Source organism: Leeuwenhoekiella sp. LLG6367-2.1, assembly GCF_045055775.1.
GTDB classification, from domain to species: domain Bacteria; phylum Bacteroidota; class Bacteroidia; order Flavobacteriales; family Flavobacteriaceae; genus Leeuwenhoekiella; species Leeuwenhoekiella aequorea.
The window spans coordinates 2,418,385-2,437,799 of sequence record NZ_CP159331.1; the positions used below are offsets into that span (position 1 = coordinate 2,418,385).

Below are 19,415 nucleotides of genomic sequence, written 5' to 3' on the forward strand. Positions count from 1 at the left end.
AAAAAAGAAAAAAAGAGATAAAGATCTGTATTTGTTAGATGTTGAAGGCTTAATTGAATATAAGACATCTGATTTTGAACTTTAATAAGGAATTACAAACAGTACCCGCGCAAGGGATTGCAGTGAAAATCCCGGATTGCGAGTTTAAGAGCAAACGGAATTGCCACGAAAAGCCCGACCCTTTTGGGTTGCGCCGAGAATAAATAGAGTGACTCATGAAAATAGTAAAACTAGCTTGTCTGCTTATTGTGACAATATTTTTTGTGCAATGTGATACGGCTAATGCACAAAAGCCTACGGTATATTGCGTAGGAGATTCTACAGTTAAAAATGGGCAGGGTAAAGGCGACGGCGGACTCTGGGGTTGGGGAGATTACATCGGGCAGTTTATTGACACTACAAAAGTACGTGTAGAAAACCACGCATTGGGCGGTACGAGTAGCCGAACCTTTCTGTCTAAAGGATTGTGGCAACCGGTTTTAGACAGTTTAAAAGCTGGAGATTATGTGCTGATTCAGTTTGGGCATAATGATAATGGTGCATTAAATGATGACTCAAGAGCTCGTGGTACTATAAAAGGTATTGGTGAGGAGAACGAGGAAATAGACAATATACTTACGGGCAAACACGAAGTGGTGCACAGCTACGGCTGGTACATTCGTAAAGTGGTAACCGAAGCGAAGTCTAAAGGCGCAATCCCGATAATCATGGCGCCTATACCACGTAATGATTGGGAAAACGGCAAAGTACCCCGTAATTTAAATTCGTATGGAGGCTGGGCCAAACAAATTGCTGAAGAAGAAGGTGTGACCTTCATAAATCTTAATGATAAAATGGCTTCAGAAATGGAAACTAGGGGAGAGGAGCAGGTTACGGGGCATTTGTTTTACAAACGCGATCATACGCATACTTCGGCAAAAGGAGCTGTTCTTGCAGCTTCACTAATTGCTGAAGGTCTGGCGGAAAGTGATAATACGTTAAAAAACTATTTACTGGAAAACCCTGAGATAAGGCTTCCGCGAAAGCGAAATATCTTCTTAATAGGTGATTCCACCGTTGCAAATAACGGTCAAGATGGTAAAACCGGTTGGGGTGTTTATTTTTCTCAACATGTCGATACTACGCGAATGACGGTTTATAATAAAGCCCGTGGCGGAAGAAGTAGTCGTACATTTAGATATGAAGGTTTATGGGATGCTGTTAAAGAGCAGCTGGAGCCGGGAGATTTTGTGTTAATGCAGTTTGGCCATAACGATGGAGGAAACATTGATAAAGCAAAATACCGGGGATCTATAAAAGGAATGGGTGATGAGATTCAAGAGGTAAAACGCGATAGCAGTGGCGTTGAAACGGTATATTCTTACGGCTGGTATATGAAGCAGTATATTAAAGAAACTAAGGAAGCGGGAGCAACCCCTATTGTGTTGAGTATGATACCCCGAAACGATTGGTCTAATGGTAAAGTAGATAGAGCTTCGACAGGTTATGGAGGTTGGGCAAGAGAAGCAGCAGAGCAAGCCGGCGGTTACTTCTTAGACCTTAATGATGCAGTCGCCCAAAAGTATGAAGAGCTAGGAAAGGAACAGGTAAATAAGTTTTTTCCTGATGATCATACGCATACCAATAAAGCAGGCGCAGAACTTAATGCGCGCATCGTAGCTAAACTTCTTAAAGGTTTGCGCGATTCTGAATTACGGGATTATATAATAAATACATTTGAATAAAAATTCTACATGATGGAGTGCAATTTTAAAAAGATCTAAATACAAGCAATTGATATTTAGTTATTTATATTGCTTCTGCGTCATCTACTTCGTAAATTCAAGATAATTAACTCAAAAAACGTAATAAGATGGCAATCAGACTCGGTAATTAGTTGTTCAAATTGTGAGAATCTTTTGGCAACAAATCTATGTAAAATTCACGGTGTACAAGTAAATGCAAATTATACCTGTGATAGTTTTACTATGATGCAGGCTTTAAAAAATGATCCTAATTGTAATACGTGTACAAGATTTCACGGTCCTACTTGTGCAAATCCTTTAAAGGCAGCTCCAGAGATGCTTTGTTCGCATTGGGCTCCTCAAAGTGGTGCGGCATAATTTGATGATAATCCATATAAAAGCCGAATATCAATATTCAAATTGGTATTCGGCTTTTTAAGTAATGCAAAGTTCTGTAGTAGCTACTTTTTTAAAGCAGATTCAATAGATTTTAGCGCCAATGGTTCCATAACCTTATAGCCTGCAAGCGTAGGGTGAACACCATCATAAGAAAGCGGATCTTTAATGCCAAAAGATGCATTAACCATTGCGGAATAATAATCGAGATATATATACTCTTTACGTTCAGCATATGCTTGAAGTTGGTTATTGATTCTTTTAATTGGCTCTATTGATTCCACTTCGGGTTTCCAGGGATATTTTGCAGCTGGTAAAATTGAAGCTATAATAACTTTTATAGAATTGGCTTCAGCTAATTCTGCCATTGAAATTATATTACCCACAATTTGTGCTTCTGTCATAGGTCCTGTGTTTCCGGCAATATCATTTGTGCCGGCCAGAATAACAACTACCTGCGGATTTAAATCAATTACATCCTGCCTAAATCTTAATTGCATTTGTGGAGTTGTTTGACCACTAATTCCACGTCCTACAATGTTGTTTTCAGTGAAAAAATCTGGATCATTTGTAACCCAACCCTCCGTAATTGAATTCCCCATAAAAACCACCCTATTCTGAAGGCTACTAGTACTATCTATCATTTCATTGGCTTCAGTATACTTATTAAGATTTGCCCAATCCTGAGCATTTGTTCTAAATAAAGAACCAAAAGTAATAAGAAACAAATACATTAAAAGGCGAAGTTTTCTATTCATAATAGGGTGTTCCATTGCGTTACAGTTATTACTTTTTTTATAATGTATAGCCTTCGCGATAATTACGTTTTACAAACTGGTTTGCTTCTTCAAAATTAGTAACACGCATAGCATCAGAATCCCAAAGCATTTCAATGTAGCGGCCTGGATAATCAAATCGTCCATCGCTACGCTCTTTGCGCACGTCAAAACCGCGTATGGCTAAATTAGCAATTAGTAAGGTTTCAGTCAAAGGACCTGCTACGCTAAATGGCGAGCTCACTTCTTTCTTTCCGTAGCCGGCAAGTGAAGCTTCTACCCATTGCGCATAATGACCGTTAGCACCTCCTGGAACTCGCTCATATTTCTCAGCAACTTGAACTTGATCGGTTTTTGAAGTAGGGATGAGACGTGGATTTTCAGAATAGGTACCACACATCATTTTACCTTTTGTACCTATAAACAACACACCATTTCCTCCATCTCCAAAAACTTCATTAGGACCTAGTTCTTCAGGACGGGCTGGTTGTATTCCACCATCCATCCAATGTAATTTTACATCGCCTTTTGTTTTATCAGTTTGTGCAAAAGTCATAGTTACGTGACTTGATGGAGGGCAAGCTTCCGGGAAGTAACCGCGCTTAAACTCATCTACATATACGCTCCCTACACTACATTGAACATCTTTAGGGTATTTAAGATTTAATACACGAATAGGAACCTCTACAAGGTGACATCCCATATCTCCTAAAGCACCTGTGCCATAATCCCACCAGCCTCGCCAGTTAAAAGGAACCAATCCTCCTACATAATCTTTATATGGAGCCGTACCTAACCACAAGTCCCAATCTAATTCGCTGGGAACAGGAGCGGCTGTTTTAGGCCACGGAATTCCTTGAGGCCATACAGGACGATCTGTCCAACAATAAACCTCTTGAATATCACCTATAAGTCCTGCATCAAACCATTCACTCATAATACGAGTACCGTCATTAGAAGCACCCTGATTTCCCATTTGTGTAACTACTTTATATTTTTCAGCAGCTTCGGTTAATTGTCGCGCTTCATAAATGTCATGAGTAAGTGGTTTTTGTAGATAAATATGCTTACCAGATTTCATAGCAGCAATGGCAGGAGCTGCGTGATTATGGTCTGGAGTTGCAATGGATACCGCATCAAAATTTTTCTCTTCTTTATCAAGTAGTTCTCGCCAGTCTTTATAATATTTAGCTTTAGGAAAACGAGCTCTTGAATTTGCAGCTCTACGATCATCAACATCACATAAGAAAGCGATGTCTGCTTTGCCAGAATCTGCAAAACTTTTAATATCACTTTCTCCCTTACCGCCAACACCTATTCCGGCAATTAATAATTTGTCACTGGGAGCTGTAAATCCTACACCACCTAGCACGTGACGCGGAACAATAGATATTCCTATAGATGCCAACGATGCTTTTTTGATAAAATCTCTTCTGGGTGTAGAGGCTGTTTTTGAGTTTTCTTTCATTATTCTGAATATTTTAGTTTTTGGAATGAAAAGTTATGCATTTTCTGATGTTTTTTTGTCACATCAATAAAAATTTATAATTATTACATTATTACTATATAGATGATCCCCTCCAATATATTTTCAAATCTTCTGATATAACTTTGATCGATGAATAGCGAGTTATTTTTTAAATATGAATATGGCGATAAAACCTGATAAATTTGTTCTTTCAATTATTGCAGTATTAGTAGTTTCATACCTCTTTCCAGATTGGGGAGTTCAAGAGGACTTGATACCTATTAATCTAATTACTACAATTGGAGTTTCATTAATTTTCTTTTTTTATGGCGTAAAATTGAGTCCGTCAAAATTAAAAGCAGGTTTAAGCAACTGGAAGCTTCACGTACTTATACAAGCTTCAACATTTGTAATATTCCCTTTTTTAGTTTTGCTTACGAAGCCATTGATAGCTACTGAATCTCAAGAAATAATATGGCTTGCTTTCTTTTTCTTGGCAGCACTGCCATCTACTGTGAGTTCGTCTGTGGTAATGGTATCAATAGCAAAAGGAAATATTCCTTCAGCAATATTTAATGCGAGTATTTCGGGACTTATAGGTATCCTTCTTACACCTTTGTGGATGGGACTTTTTGTAGATCCTGCTCAGAGTGATTTCAATTTTACAGATATATATGTAAAACTTATCATTCAGATAATTTTACCAGTAGTTTTTGGAATGTTATTGCAAAGATATTTAAGCGATTTTGTTCAAAAACACAGCTCTAAACTAACCCTATTTGATAAGGGAATTATCTTGCTTATAATTTACAAGAGTTTTGCAGAATCTTTTTCTGAGAATTTATTCAGTACGGTTTCTGTTATAGATCTAAGTCTTTTATTCTTAGGTGTTATTGTATTATTTGTGTGTGTTTTTCTAATTACAAGTTATGGGAGCAAACTTTTAGGGTTTAATACCGAAGATCAAATAACGGCGCAATTTTGTGGTACCAAAAAATCGCTGGTGCATGGTACTGTTTTCTCTAAAATACTCTTTGGTAATATGGCAACTTTAGGGATCATATTGTTGCCACTCATGTTATTTCACGCATCACAAATTATGATCATAAGTGCGATCGCGTCTCGATATGCAAGAAGACCAGAAGCTATTTGATGAAAACTAGGAAACCCAGCGCTCAAAAATGTCATATTCAAAAACAGCTTCTTTTTGTAATTGTATCTTTTCAAAATTTGCTGACATCGTTAAATACCTACTTATAATACGATCTGCGTAAGCTGAACTCTTTTGAGGAATTAATTGGTTTGTAAAATCTTCAACCTTGGTTATATTTTCGGTAGATTCTATAAAACCGTAACCGGCATATTTGCCTTGTTTCAGATAAATAAAAGATTTTTCCTCTGTGGTTCTTCCTTCAGTAAGAATGAGACAGGAGTCATCATACGTACTAATAAATTCAAAAGCTTTGGCGACTCTTTTATTGTATGTAATAGGATCTATTTCCTCTCTGCAAAAACCACTACAGTCTTTGATTTTATAATGATTGCACTCTCCATTATTTTGCTGCAAGCTGCAGTATTTTGGGCATAAATTATAAGTTTCACATATAGATTCTAAAAAAAATATAGCCTCTTCACGAGTGTAGAATTGCATCCAACTTACCGGTGCTATTTTATTTTTATGAAGTGCAAATTGATGTATTCCTTTTTTATTTAAATAGGAGGTAAGCTTATATGGTTTTGCAGGATTTTTTTGTGCTTTATTAAATTTTGGATAATATTTTAATATGAGTTCGGCTTCCCTGAGAAGAGCAAGAAGTTCACTGCCTGTACGTTCATAATCTATAGCATGGGTATCTTGTAACAATGCATATTTACGATTACTTTTCTCTCTAAAGTGCGATAATACTCTTTTCTGAATGTTGATAGCTTTGCCAATATACAGCGGAGTACCCTTTTTATCTTTAAAGAAATATACGCCTGCAGTTGTAGGTAAATCTTCAAAATCTGAAGATTTAAAATGAGGTGGTAAATAAGATTCTTTAGATTTTCTATTTAAAAACCCCGAAATCACATCGTAATCCGGATCAAGTTCTAAACAACGTTTAAATAATAATACGGTTGCTTCAGTATCTCCTTGGGCGCGGTGCCTGTCGCGATGTGGAATGTTTATAGAAGTACAAAGATTTCCGAGGCTGTAAGAAAATAATCCCGGAATCAATTTTTTAGATAAGCGCACGGTGCACAAGCGCTTACGATTAAAGTCTATCCCTACCGATTCAAATTCAGAACGAACAACATTATAGTCAAAACCCACATTGTGCGCTACAAAAATACAATCACGTGTGACTTCATTAATCGCTGATGCTACTTCTTCAAATCGAGGAGATTGAGAAACCATCGCATCATTAATTCCTGTTAGTTTTTCTATATAATAGGGAATATCACGTTGTGGATTAATTAAGCTTACAAAACGATTAACCTCTTCACCGTTTTGCAGAACAATGATACAAATCTCCGTAATTTTATTATCCTTTATTCCGCCACCGGTAGTTTCAACATCTATGATGGCAAACTTCGCTTCTTCCATAACTCAAAATTAATATATTCTGAAATGGTAAAGAAGGAAAATATCCACATTAACGGAAATTATCCGATAACTTAATGGTGGGTTATATTTTATAAAAAAAATCCGGAGTAGCTTGCTACTCCGGATTTTCATTTAATCTGTTTCCTCTTCGTTGAGAAACCACTCTATTTTTTCAACTTCGGTTTTACAACCACAGTAGAAAGGAGCGCGCTCGTGAAGCTCTGTCGGGATACGTTCCATAATACGCCCGTATCCATCTGAAGCTTTTCCGCCGGCTTGTTCTGCTAAGAAAGCCATCGGGTTACATTCATATAAAAGTCTCAGTTTTCCTTTAGGAGAAGTTGTTCCGGTAGGATATAAATAAACCCCGCCAAGTAGCATATTTCTATGAAAGTCTGCAACTAAAGAACCAATATATCTTGAGGTAAAAGGTCTGTTTTCTTCTTCATTTAACTCTTGCGTCCATCGTATGAATTTTTTAATTCCCTGCGGAAAGTGAACATAATTACCCTCGTTGATGGAGTAAATGCGCCCAGATTCAGAATGTTTCATATGAGGATGCGATAAGAAAAATGAACCAATCCCAGGATCAAAAGTAAATCCGTGGGTGCCATTACCTGTAGTATAAACCAGCATAGTCGATGTCCCATAGATAAGATAACCCGCAGCTACCTGGTTTATTCCAGGTTGAAGAAAATCTTCTAAGGTAACCGGGGTTCCTACCGGGCTTATACGTCTGTATATGCTGAAGATTGTTCCCACCGTGATATCTACATCAATATTAGAAGAACCGTCTAGTGGATCAATAAGAACTACATAATTTGCATTTTTGTGCTTTTCTTCGTTAAAGACTAAAAAATCTTCTAACTCTTCTGATGCTAATCCGCAAATTTCACCACGATCTTTAAGAGTACTTATAAACATATCATTTGCAAGAACATCTAGTTTTGCTTGTGATTCTCCCTGCACATTTTCTTGACCGGCTTTACCTCGAATTTCGGCAAGTCCTGCTTTGTTAATTTCCTGATTTACCATTTTTCCGGCTAATCGAATAGCACTTAAAAGAGAGCTAAGTTCTCCCTTTGCGTATGGAAAATCCTTTTGATTCTGAATAATAAATTCACCTAGTGTAGTGTGTCTTTCCATAATGTATGGTGGTTGTCTTAAAAGGGCTGATTATTAAGTTAATGATTGCAAATTACGATAAATTACCTCTTTATAAGGTCGAAAATTTATCAATTTAGTATCAAATTAATATGCTATTCTAACTTATGTATAGGGTATTTTGAGATATCCGTAGTGTATATGTAATTACCTCCTTTACCCTTAACCAGTTATTTTGAAGACATAACTAAATTCAACCCTAATTTTGACATAAATACGATATCGTTCTGCCTTAAAACTTTTAATTTTCAGAATTATTTATAAGATATGAGTAAACGAGTAGTAGTTATAGGAGGAGGATTTGCAGGAATTAATCTTGTAAAATATTTAATTAAATCTTCAGACTTTGAAGTTACCCTCGTAGATAAAAACAACTACAATTTTTTCCCACCACTCTTATATCAGGTATCAACCGGCTTTTTGGATCCTTCCAGTATAACATTTCCTTTTCGGAATCTTTTTAGAGGAAAGCAAAACTTTAGATTTAGAATGGGGGAGTTGCTTGAAGTAAAACCAGAATTAAAACAAATAGTATTAGATACTGGTAAATTATCTTATGATTATTTGGTGATGGCAACAGGAACCCAAACTAATTTTTTTGGCTTAGATCAATGTCAGCGTTATGCCATACCTATGAAAACACTAGAGGATGCGTTAGAAATGCGTAATTTGTTGCTTCTACATCTGGAGCAGGCTACCAGAATAAATGATAAGTCAGAGCGGTTACCCTACCTCAATATGGTTATCGCAGGAGGCGGACCTACCGGAGTTGAAATTTCGGGGATCTTTGCCGAATTACGCAATAATACCATCCGTAAAGAATTTCCCGAACTTATAGGATCGGGATCAAAAATTTATCTTGTAAATGGAGGAGGAGAACTGCTTTCTCCTATGAGTAAGAAGAGTCAGGAATACACGTATAAAAAGCTGCAGGATATGGGGGTTGAGATCTTATTAAATACCCGTGTTGTAGATTTTGATGGTGAGAAAGTAATGATGAAAGACGGATCGCATATCTATAGCAAAAATCTTATATGGGCGACAGGTGTAACGGGTTATAAATTTCAAGGTATACCTGATGAGGTTTATAAACGCGGTAACCGTATAGAGGTTGATGCGTATAACAAAATCACGGGTCAGGAAGCGATATACGCAATAGGAGATTCATCGATTTGTTATGGAGACCCTAATTTTCCTGAAGGGCATCCTCAGTTGGCCCAAGTAGCTATGCAACAAGGTGTGTTACTTGCAAAAAACCTAAAAAGACAAAATTCTAATAAGGGTCAGATTCCATTTATTTATAAAGACCGTGGATCAATGGCTATTATAGGAAGCAACAAAGCCGTGGCAGATGTGCCTAGTCCACAATTACATCTTAACGGATTTATCGCTTGGGGAGCTTGGCTATTTGTTCATCTATTTGCATTAATTGACTATCGCAACCGGGTGCGTACCTTTTACAATTGGTCTACTGAATATTTAACCAAAAACCAAGATTTACGTCTCATTATAAGACCCAAAAAGAGTATTTCATCGACCGATGATTCTAAAGGTTAATTCTCTTCAAGTAACCTTAATAAATAATTCCTACAAATAAATTCCTACGGAAATTAAACTTCATAAGAAGCGCTTACAATTTTTTGAGTTATCTAATTATTGTATTATATACATATAATATGAAGATATCTCGGTAAAAGTATGGTTTGTGTTAGATATTCATACTTAATAGCTGTGATAGTAATTAATTTACACTTGTAAAATATTACTATTTTAAATAATAATATTTAAATATGTGTATTACATCGATTAAATAAGTCTTTAAAGGAGTGTTTATATAATTTTAATATAGAACTAATAAACTCTCATTTATGATTCTAAAATTACAATTCTCAAAGCTAGTGTCAGAATTCTAGTGTATTCTAGAGTTATTTAAGTCCTTCTCCAAATTTCAAAAAATCCCCTAAACTATTGATTGAATGCTATATGCATTTTCGATCTAAGTTCTTATTGTCAATTTTTCTAAGTGAATCACTTTCGTTTAACTCTCATTTTAAACCTAACTATTATGCAGAACTCTACATTTCAGAAAATAAAAATCAATCTGTTATTTTTCTTGATCTTATTTTCAGTTCCCATTTTGTCGGTATTTTCTCAAACAAGAACATTTGCGACCAATGAATTAGATAGTGAATATGTGACATCTGTACCGTTTGCAATAGATGGTAATTTAAATACAGAAGCACGTATTCGCGCCTACTCAGGAATTACTGCATTGGGTGTAGTTCTAAATCCTCCTACAGTGGGAGTTCTTGAGTTAGGATATGATAACCCCATTCCTGCCGAAGCTGTAACCTATGTAAAAATAGAAGCCGAAGATCAAATTATAGATGTACTATTAGGTGGTACCCTTGGTGGCTTAGTAGGTGATGTATTAGATATTGTGCTTGGTGGACAACGTCTAGTTATAGAGGCAAAAAACGGAAACACTACAGTATTGACGGCAGACACACGGCAGCCAAATACATTTAATACAAATAGAGTACGCGTTGTAATCGATGCTAACGGTGATTTTTTTATAGCACTTAAACCGAATCAAACTTATTCAAGCATTCGTATTACAAATTCTACAGGAAATGGGCTGTTAGGATTAGGAACCACACGAGATGCATATGTTTCAGGTGCTTTCACTGCATCAGGAAGTGCAATTTGTAATGAGCCGGCATTTACTTCTTTTCGTTCAAACGGTGTTACGCTAGACGCCTTAAGATTAGCCGGAGCTGGGGTTACAAATCCGGAAAATGCAATTGATTCAGATCCTACTACTTTTTCACAGATAAGTTTAGGGTTATTGGCAGTAGCCGGTTCAGTCGAGCAAAATATTTATTTTGATACACCATCACAACCTGATGAGGATTTTAAAGTAAGCTTGAGAGTAGACCCCACGCTGCTAGCAGTTGGTCTTGCAAATAATATTGAATTAGTAGCATACAACGGCACACAATTAGTAAGTTCTTCAAATCTAACATCTCTTTTAAACTTAGATCTTCTAGGGCTATTACAAAGTAATGCTATTGTACAAGTTCCTTTTGATGTGGCTGGTCCGGCAGATCGTATAGTAGTACGTTATCAATCGTTAGTAAACGCCAGTCTTTTTCAGCGCATAGACCTTTTTGATGTTGCAATAACTTCGGGGATACCTATTTTAGATAGTGAATCATTAAATGCTGAAGTATGTGTAGGAGAAAGCGCAGCATTAACAGCAACTACAAATACAGCTGGAGCACAATTGAGATGGTATGATAGCGTAAGTGGTGATAATTTATTGGCCACGGTTAATAGTGGCGACGCGTTTACAACTAATGCTTTGACTGAAGATACCACATTTTATGTGGCTTCGTATCTTCCAAGTTGCGCAGAGGAGTCGGGTAGAATTCCTGTCGAAGTTACTGTTAATCCATTGCCAGAGTCGGGAGATATCACAGTATTAGGACTAGATCTTCCTATATGTATTCCTGAAATTTTAAATATTATAGCCACAACTACTTTAGAAGGAAATTTTAAGTATTACTTAGATTCAAACGGAAGTGTAGAAATAACTAATGGTCTGGTTGATGGAGATCTAACGTATGAAATAAATGCCGAAGGTGAATTAGAAATTAAAGGTTTGACAGGAGCAAATACTCCTACACAAATCTATATAAGTCTTGTGGATGCGGTTACCGGCTGTGAGAATGCACCCGGTGATCTAAAGGTCGTAGAAATAACCTTAAATGAAGGGCCACAACCTACAATTGCATTAGATCCAATAACCGGTGATGGAATTATTAATAAATCGGAGTCTTCAGGACCCGTTGCTGTAACTGGTACTGTAGGAGGAGATGCGCAAGTGGGAGATCCTGTAACAGTTACTGTAAATACTTTTGAATATGATACGACAGTTCTTGCAGGATTAACTTTTACAGTTAACGTTCCCGGGAATCAGTTAGTTAGTGATGCAGATTTAACGATTGAAGCTGAGGTTACGGCTACAGAACTGTTGTGTCAAACAACAGTTTCAACCAGTATAACCTATCTACTAGATGTTGTAGCACCAGCAAAACCTACCGTTGAATCTCAAATTACAAATAATACCACGCCAACAATTACAGGAACTCTGGATTCTGTAGATGAGATTTCTGTCACAGTAAATACTGTTACATATTTAGAAGGAGATGGTGATTTAACAGATAATGGAGACGGTACCTGGACATTAATGATTCCTTCAGGAAATGAAATTCTAGATGGAACCTACGATGTGGTAGCGACTGTTACAGATGCAGCAGGAAACACAGCTAGTGATGATACTACAAATGAACTAATCATTGATACCATAGATCCTACCATTCCTACGGTCTTTCCACAAATAACTAGTGACACTACCCCTACAATTATGGGTACTGCAGATTCAGTTGATTTAATTGAAGTCAGTGTAAATTCAATTACTTACCTAGAAGGAGATGGTAATTTAGTAGACAATGGTAATGGGACTTGGACATTAATTATACCTGTAGGAAATGAATTAGCAAACGGTACATATGATGTTGCAGTTACAGCTGTTGATTTAGCAGGAAATAGCTCGAGTGATATTACACTTAATGAGTTGATTATCGATAATACCATTCCTACAACACCAACAGTAGTACCGCAAGTAACTAGTAATACAACGCCAACAATAACTGGAACTGCAGATAGTGATGATGTCCTTACCGTTACAGTAGATGGTGTAATTTATACGGAAGGAGATGGTAATCTTACTGATAATACTAACGATACTTGGTCGTTAACAATTCCTTCAGCTTTAGCTGATGGTATATATGATGTTAAAGCAACCGTTGTTGGTATAGGTGGAACTGCTACAGATGCAACTATAAATGAATTAACAATCGACACCGTTGCACCTACAGTTCCTACAGTTGATGAACTTGTAGCAAACACCAGTACACCTACAATCACAGGAACTTTAGATTCTGCTGATGAGATTTCTGTTATAGTAAATACAGTTACTTATACAGAAGGGGATGGTGATTTAGTTGACAATGGAGATGGCACTTGGGAATTAGAAATTCCAGTAGGAAATGAAATTCCTGATGGTACGTATGATGTAGAGGTGACGGTAACTGATAATGCGGGTAATACTGCCAGTGACGTAACAGTTGACGAACTTACTATAGACACTGTAGCACCCACAGTTCCTACAGTTGATGTTCTGGTAACCAACACCAGTACCCCAACAATAACGGGTACCTTAGATTCTGCTGATGATATATCAGTAATAGTAAATGGAGTTACTTATACAGAGGGAGATGATGATTTAGTTGATAATGGAGATGGCACCTGGGAATTAGCAATTCCGGTAGGAAATGAGATTCCAGATGGTACGTATGATGTTGATGTCACAGTAACAGATACTGCGGGTAATACTGCCAGTGATGCAACAGTAGATGAGTTAATTATCGACACCGTGGCACCTACAGTTCCTACAGTTGATGTTCTGGTAACCAACACCAGTACTCCAACAATCACGGGTACTTTGGATTCTGCGGATGATATTTCAGTGGTCGTAGATGGAGTAACCTACACAGAAGGAGATGGTAATTTGACAGATAATGGAGATGGCACCTGGGAATTAGAAATTCCAGTAGGAAATGAAATTCCTGATGGCACTTATGATGTTGATGTCACAGTAACTGATGATGCAGGTAATACTGCAAGTGATGCAACAGTAGACGAGTTAATAATCGATACCGTTGCACCCACAGTTCCTACCGTCGACGAACTTGTAGCAAACACCAGTACCCCAACAATCACGGGTACTTTGGATTCTGCTGATGAGATTTCAGTAATAGTAAATACAGTTACTTATACAGAGGGAGATGGAGATTTAGTTGACAATGGAAATGGAACTTGGGAATTAGTTATCCCGGTAGGAAATGAAATTCCTGATGGCACTTATGATGTTGATGTCACAGTAACTGATACTGCGGGTAATACTGCCAGTGACGCAACAGTAGACGAGTTAATTATAGATACCGTAGCACCCACAGTTCCTACAGTTGACGTTTTGGTAACCAACACCAGTACACCAACAATCACGGGTACTTTGGATTCTGCTGATGAGATTTCTGTTACAGTAAATACAGTTACTTATACAGAAGGTGATGGTAACTTAACAGATAATGGAGACGGCACTTGGGAATTAGAAATTCCAGTAGGAAATGAAATTCCTGATGGCACTTATGATGTTGACGTAACAGCAACTGATGTCGCGGGTAATACTACCAGTGACGCAACAGTAGACGAGTTAATTATAGATACCGTAGCACCTACAGTTCCTACAGTTGATGAACTTGTAGCTACTACAAATACCCCAACAATCACTGGTACTTTAGATTCTGCAGATGAGATTTCAATAATAGTAAATGGAGTTACTTACACAGAAGGAGATGGTAATTTGACAGATAATGGAGATGGCACTTGGGAATTAGAAATTCCGGTAGGAAATGAAATTCCTGATGGTACTTATGATGTTGATGTCACAGTAACTGATGATGCGGGTAATACTGCCAGTGATGCAACAGTAGACGAGTTAACTATCGACACCGTGGCACCTACAGTACCTACCGTTGATGAACTTATAGCAAACACAAGTACACCAACAATCACGGGTACTTTAGATTCTGCTGATGATATATCAGTAATAGTAAATGGAGTTACTTACACAGAAGGCGATGGTAATTTGACAGACAATGGAGATGGCACTTGGGAGTTAGTCATTCCAGTAGGAAATGAGATTTTAGATGGCACTTATAATGTTGATGTCACAGTAACTGATACTGCGGGTAATACTGCCAGTGACGTAACAGTTGACGAACTTACCATAGACACCGTAGCACCTACAGTTCCAACCGTTGATGAACTTGTAGCTAATACAAATACACCAACAATCACGGGTACTTTAGATTCTGCTGATGAGATTTCTGTCTTAGTAAATGGAATTACCTATACAGAAGGAGATGGTAATTTGACAGACAATGGAGATGGCACTTGGGAATTAGAAATTCCGATTGGTAATGAAATTCCTGATGGTACTTATGATGTTGAAGTAACAGTAACTGATACTGCGGGTAATACTGCCAGTGACGTAACAGTTGACGAACTTACCATAGACACCGTAGCACCTACAGTTCCAACCGTTGATGAACTTGTAGCTAATACAAATACACCAACAATCACGGGTACTTTAGATTCTGCTGATGAGATTTCTGTCTTAGTAAATGGAATTACCTATACAGAAGGAGATGGTAATTTGACAGATAATGGAGACGGCACTTGGGAATTAGAAATTCCGGTAGGAAATGAAATACCTGATGGAACCTATGACGTTGTGGTAACGGTAACTGATACTGCGGGTAATACTGCCAGTGACGTAACAGTTGACGAACTTACCATAGACACCGTAGCACCTACAGTTCCAACAGTTGATGAACTTGTAGCTAATACAAGCACACCAACAATCACGGGTACTTTAGATTCTGCTGATGAGATTTCTGTTACAGTAAACACAGTTACTTATACTGAGGGAGATGGTAATTTGACAGACAATGGAGATGGCACTTGGGAATTAGAAATTCCGATTGGTAATGAAATTCCAGATGGTACTTATGATGTTGATGTCACAGTAACCGATACTGCGGGCAATACTGCCAGTGATGCAACAGTTGATGAACTTACCATAGACACCGTAGCACCTACAGTTCCAACAGTTGATGAACTTGTAGCTAATACAAATACACCAACAATCACGGGTACTTTAGATTCTGCTGATGAGATTTCTGTCTTAGTAAATGGAGTAACCTACACGGAAGGTGATGGTAATTTGACAGATAACGGAGATGGCACTTGGGAATTAGAAATTCCGATTGGTAATGAAATTCCTGATGGTACTTATGATGTTGAAGTAACAGTAACTGATACTGCGGGTAATACTGCCAGTGACGTAACAGTTGACGAACTTACCATAGACACCGTAGCACCTACAGTTCCAACCGTTGATGAACTTGTAGCTAATACAAATACACCAACAATCACGGGTACTTTAGATTCTGCTGATGAGATTTCTGTCTTAGTAAATGGAATTACCTATACAGAAGGAGATGGTAATTTGACAGACAATGGAGATGGCACTTGGGAATTAGAAATTCCGGTAGGAAATGAGATTCCTGATGGTACTTATGATGTTGATGTCACAGTAACCGATACTGCGGGCAATACTGCCAGTGATGCAACAGTTGATGAACTTACCATAGACACCGTAGCACCTACAGTTCCAACAGTTGATGAACTTGTAGCTAATACAAATACACCAACAATCACGGGTACTTTAGATTCTGCTGATGAGATTTCTGTCTTAGTAAATGGAATTACCTATACAGAAGGAGATGGTAATTTGACAGACAATGGAGATGGCACTTGGGAATTAGAAATTCCGGTAGGAAATGAAATACCTGACGGAACCTATGACGTTGTGGTAACAGTAACTGATGACGCGGGTAATACTGCTAATGATGCCACAGTGGACGAAATAACAATAGACACCGTGGCACCTACAGTTCCTACAGTTGATGAACTTGTAGCTAATACAAGCACACCAACAATCACGGGTACTTTAGATTCTGCTGATGATATATCAGTAATAGTAAATGGAGTTACTTATACAGAGGGAGATGGTGATTTAGTTGATAATGGAGATGGCACCTGGGAATTAGTCATTCCAGTAGGAAATGAAATTCCAGATGGTACTTATGATGTTGATGTAACTGTAACTGATGCCGCGGGTAATACTGCTAATGATGCCACAGTGGACGAAATCACAATTGATACATCAAATGTAAATCAGCCAATAGCACCTACAGTAACTTCTCAGGTAACAAGCGATAGTACACCATTAATAATGGGTACTGCAACTTCAGGAGATATGTTGACCGTTTCAGTTAATGGATTTACATATCAAGAAGGAGATGGAGATTTAGTTGATAATGGTAATGATACATGGTCTCTTACCATTCCTACTGGTAATGAAATACCACAAGGAACATATGATGTAGTTGCAACTGCAACAAATTCCTTTGGTAATTCTAATTCAGATTCTACATCAGACGAACTGATTGTACGAGTGGAAACTCCGATAGGTGATGCAAATCAAAGCTTCTGTGCATCAGATAATCCTACCTTAACTGATATCGTATTAAATACATCAGACGTTAAATGGTATGCTCAAGCATCTGGAGGGGTGGCATTAGATCCTAATTCAGAATTGTTAAATGGTACAACATATTATGCAGCTCTTGTTGTTAACTCGCTGGAAAGTACAGAGAGATTTGGGGTAACTGTTACACTTACTCAACCCGTTCAAGCAACTTTAGATGCATCAGTAGATGTAGGATGTTTAGGTTCAGAAATCACCTATACGACCGAAGCGGGAATGGTAGATTACTTTTGGACAGTGAGTACCGGAGGACGTATAGTTTCCGGAGGTACAGATAGTGATAATTCAATTACAGTTATCTGGGAGGCAGAAGGAACTCAAAATGTAAATGTCAATTATTTATCAAATGATGCTTGCCTTACAGAAACTTCAGCAGATGTAGATCTTTTAATCGCTGCTTGTTCAGACTTAACAATTGCTAAAACCGTAGATAATATTAATCCTGCAATAGGCGAGCAAATCGTATATACTATTACAGTTACAAATTCGGGTCAGGTTGCTTTGTCTGATATTCAGGTAGAAGAAAGACTACCATCAGGATTAGATTTTGAAGGATTTAATACTACATCAGGAGACTATAATAATACGACAGGAATTTGGGAAATACCAGCTATTGCAGCTAATGAGACCGTTACCTTAACAGTTACAGTTAGTGTATTAGATACCGGTAGCTATTTAAATATTGCTCGTATTCTTAGCTCTAATCCAGTCGATGCAGATTTAGATAATAATGCTGCAGAATTACAAATAGATCCAGATTGTCTTATGGTATTTAATGAGTTCTCACCTAATGGTGATGGAATGAACGATGTATTTACTATAAGATGTATAGAGCAATACCCTAACAATAAAGTGCAAATATTTAATAGAACAGGGCAGTTGGTATTTACCGCTAACGGTTATTTAAATACCTGGAATGGTGATTCTAATGTCTCAAGTTCAATTCAAAAATCAAGTGGGTTGCCAGCAGGAACATATTATTATGTTCTTGAGATCAACGACGGCGCTCGTGCACTTACAGGATGGGTATACATTGCCCGATAAATAAACCTCTCATTTAAAAAGTTTAATTATGAAAACAGTAGTAACAAATTTAATCAGAGTACTAGTAGTAGGCGTATGCTGTACAGGACTTTATGCTCAGCAAGAGCCTAACTACTCTCAGTATATGTATAATACAATGACCATTAATCCTGCTTATGTAGGGTCAACAGATAACTTTAATATAACGGCAAATTATAAAGCTCAGTTTACAGGTATTGATGGGGCTCCGGAAACTGTAAATCTGGGTTTGGAAACGCCAGTTACATATAATGTGGGCTTAGGACTGAATATTACTAGAGACGCATTAGGTCCTTCTGAAGATCTAAATGTTGACGGGAACTTTTCTTATTCTGTACAGTTATCTTCTCAGACGTATTTATCATTTGGTCTGAAGGCAGGATTTAGATTGCTGAATGTTGATTTTAGAAAAGGGATGTTTAATAATCCAAATGATCCCGCATTTATGAATAATATTGATAATAAGTTCTTAGGAGTATTAGGAGCCGGGACTTACTTATTTAGCGATAAATGGTACTTAGGATTATCTACGCCTAACTTTTTCTCTCAGGAATATTACAATGAAGAAAGTAGTATGGTTAATACAGAGAAGCTAAATCTATACTTAATAGGAGGTTACATTTTTGATATAGGAGGTAACACTAAGTTTAAACCTGCAGTGCTCTTCGATTATATCGAAGGCGCTCCTATGCGGGCAAGTTTATCTGCAAACTTTCTATTTCTTGAACGATTTACAGCAGGAGTTTCTTACAGCGTAGATGCGGCTGTTGGAGGTCTTGCAGGATTTCAAGTGACAGATAATATTTTTATAGGTTATGCTTATGATTATAATACTTCAGACTTTAATAGATATAATGACGGAAGTCACGAGGTGCTAATAAAGTTTTCTTTAGCTCGTAAACGAGGCGCAACCTTCTCACCAAGATTCTTCTAA

General features: G+C 37.5%; 10 protein-coding genes. 6 read left to right on the forward strand and 4 right to left on the reverse strand.

Annotated features, from left to right (window positions below):
* The first annotated feature begins 215 nt into the window (after positions 1-215).
* Together ABVM53_RS10945 and ABVM53_RS10950 are read left to right on the forward strand one after the other, a co-directional pair.
* Entirely contained in the window at positions 216-1,724 is a 1,509-nt protein-coding gene (locus tag ABVM53_RS10945; protein ID WP_405326003.1) for a rhamnogalacturonan acetylesterase, read from the forward strand.
* A 174-nt stretch (positions 1,725-1,898) separates the two neighbouring features.
* Positions 1,899-2,102, forward strand: a complete 204-nt coding sequence (locus ABVM53_RS10950; protein WP_405326005.1) for a hypothetical protein — start codon at positions 1,899-1,901, stop codon at positions 2,100-2,102.
* A gap of 83 nt (positions 2,103-2,185) precedes the next feature.
* Here ABVM53_RS10950 and ABVM53_RS10955 read toward each other — a convergent pair whose 3' ends face one another.
* Both ABVM53_RS10955 and ABVM53_RS10960 read right to left on the reverse strand, forming a co-directional pair.
* Entirely contained in the window at positions 2,186-2,878 is a 693-nt protein-coding gene (locus tag ABVM53_RS10955) for a GDSL-type esterase/lipase family protein (protein ID WP_405326007.1), read from the reverse strand.
* Between the two features lie 37 nt (positions 2,879-2,915).
* Complete coding sequence (locus ABVM53_RS10960) at positions 2,916-4,364, reverse strand: Gfo/Idh/MocA family protein (RefSeq protein ID WP_405326009.1); 1,449 nt, start codon at positions 4,362-4,364, stop codon at positions 2,916-2,918.
* Between the two features lie 181 nt (positions 4,365-4,545).
* Here ABVM53_RS10960 and ABVM53_RS10965 point away from each other — a divergent pair, with 181 nt between their 5' ends.
* On the forward strand, positions 4,546-5,517 hold the full coding sequence (locus tag ABVM53_RS10965) for a bile acid:sodium symporter family protein (protein WP_405326011.1): 972 nt from the start codon (positions 4,546-4,548) through the stop codon (positions 5,515-5,517).
* A 6-nt stretch (positions 5,518-5,523) separates the two neighbouring features.
* On the opposite strand, the gene ABVM53_RS10970 is transcribed toward ABVM53_RS10965, so the two are convergent.
* Together ABVM53_RS10970 and fbp are read right to left on the reverse strand one after the other, a co-directional pair.
* A complete protein-coding gene (locus ABVM53_RS10970) occupies positions 5,524-6,951 on the reverse strand; it encodes an exonuclease domain-containing protein (protein ID WP_405326013.1) in 1,428 nt (475 codons plus the stop codon).
* A gap of 132 nt (positions 6,952-7,083) precedes the next feature.
* The gene (gene fbp / locus ABVM53_RS10975; RefSeq protein ID WP_371455947.1) at positions 7,084-8,097 is read right to left on the reverse strand and encodes a class 1 fructose-bisphosphatase; all 1,014 of its coding nucleotides are present in this window, start codon (positions 8,095-8,097) and stop codon (positions 7,084-7,086) included.
* Positions 8,098-8,382: 285 nt separating this feature from the next.
* Between fbp and ABVM53_RS10980 the strand changes: the two genes are divergently transcribed.
* The 3 genes from ABVM53_RS10980 (at position 8,383) to ABVM53_RS10990 (ending at position 19,415) form a co-directional block, all read left to right on the forward strand.
* Positions 8,383-9,672: an NAD(P)/FAD-dependent oxidoreductase gene (locus tag ABVM53_RS10980; RefSeq protein WP_405326016.1), complete on the forward strand. Its 1,290-nt coding sequence runs from the start codon at positions 8,383-8,385 to the stop codon at positions 9,670-9,672.
* Positions 9,673-10,180: 508 nt separating this feature from the next.
* Entirely contained in the window at positions 10,181-18,463 is an 8,283-nt protein-coding gene (locus tag ABVM53_RS10985; protein WP_405326018.1) for an Ig-like domain-containing protein, read from the forward strand.
* Between the two features lie 28 nt (positions 18,464-18,491).
* Positions 18,492-19,415: a type IX secretion system membrane protein PorP/SprF gene (locus tag ABVM53_RS10990; protein ID WP_405326020.1), complete on the forward strand. Its 924-nt coding sequence runs from the start codon at positions 18,492-18,494 to the stop codon at positions 19,413-19,415.

What these genes read in the sequence shown, in the direction of transcription:
- ABVM53_RS10945 (WP_405326003.1), top strand. Translation starts at nt 216, where the DNA reads ATGAAAATAGTAAAACTAGCTTGTCTGCTTATTGTGACAATATTTTTT.
- ABVM53_RS10955 (WP_405326007.1), bottom strand. Translation starts at nt 2,878, where the DNA reads ATGAATAGAAAACTTCGCCTTTTAATGTATTTGTTTCTTATTACTTTT.
- ABVM53_RS10960 (WP_405326009.1), bottom strand. Translation starts at nt 4,364, where the DNA reads ATGAAAGAAAACTCAAAAACAGCCTCTACACCCAGAAGAGATTTTATC.
- ABVM53_RS10965 (WP_405326011.1), top strand. Translation starts at nt 4,546, where the DNA reads ATGGCGATAAAACCTGATAAATTTGTTCTTTCAATTATTGCAGTATTA.
- ABVM53_RS10970 (WP_405326013.1), bottom strand. Translation starts at nt 6,951, where the DNA reads ATGGAAGAAGCGAAGTTTGCCATCATAGATGTTGAAACTACCGGTGGC.
- fbp (WP_371455947.1), bottom strand. Translation starts at nt 8,097, where the DNA reads ATGGAAAGACACACTACACTAGGTGAATTTATTATTCAGAATCAAAAG.
- ABVM53_RS10980 (WP_405326016.1), top strand. Translation starts at nt 8,383, where the DNA reads ATGAGTAAACGAGTAGTAGTTATAGGAGGAGGATTTGCAGGAATTAAT.
- ABVM53_RS10985 (WP_405326018.1), top strand. Translation starts at nt 10,181, where the DNA reads ATGCAGAACTCTACATTTCAGAAAATAAAAATCAATCTGTTATTTTTC.
- ABVM53_RS10990 (WP_405326020.1), top strand. Translation starts at nt 18,492, where the DNA reads ATGAAAACAGTAGTAACAAATTTAATCAGAGTACTAGTAGTAGGCGTA.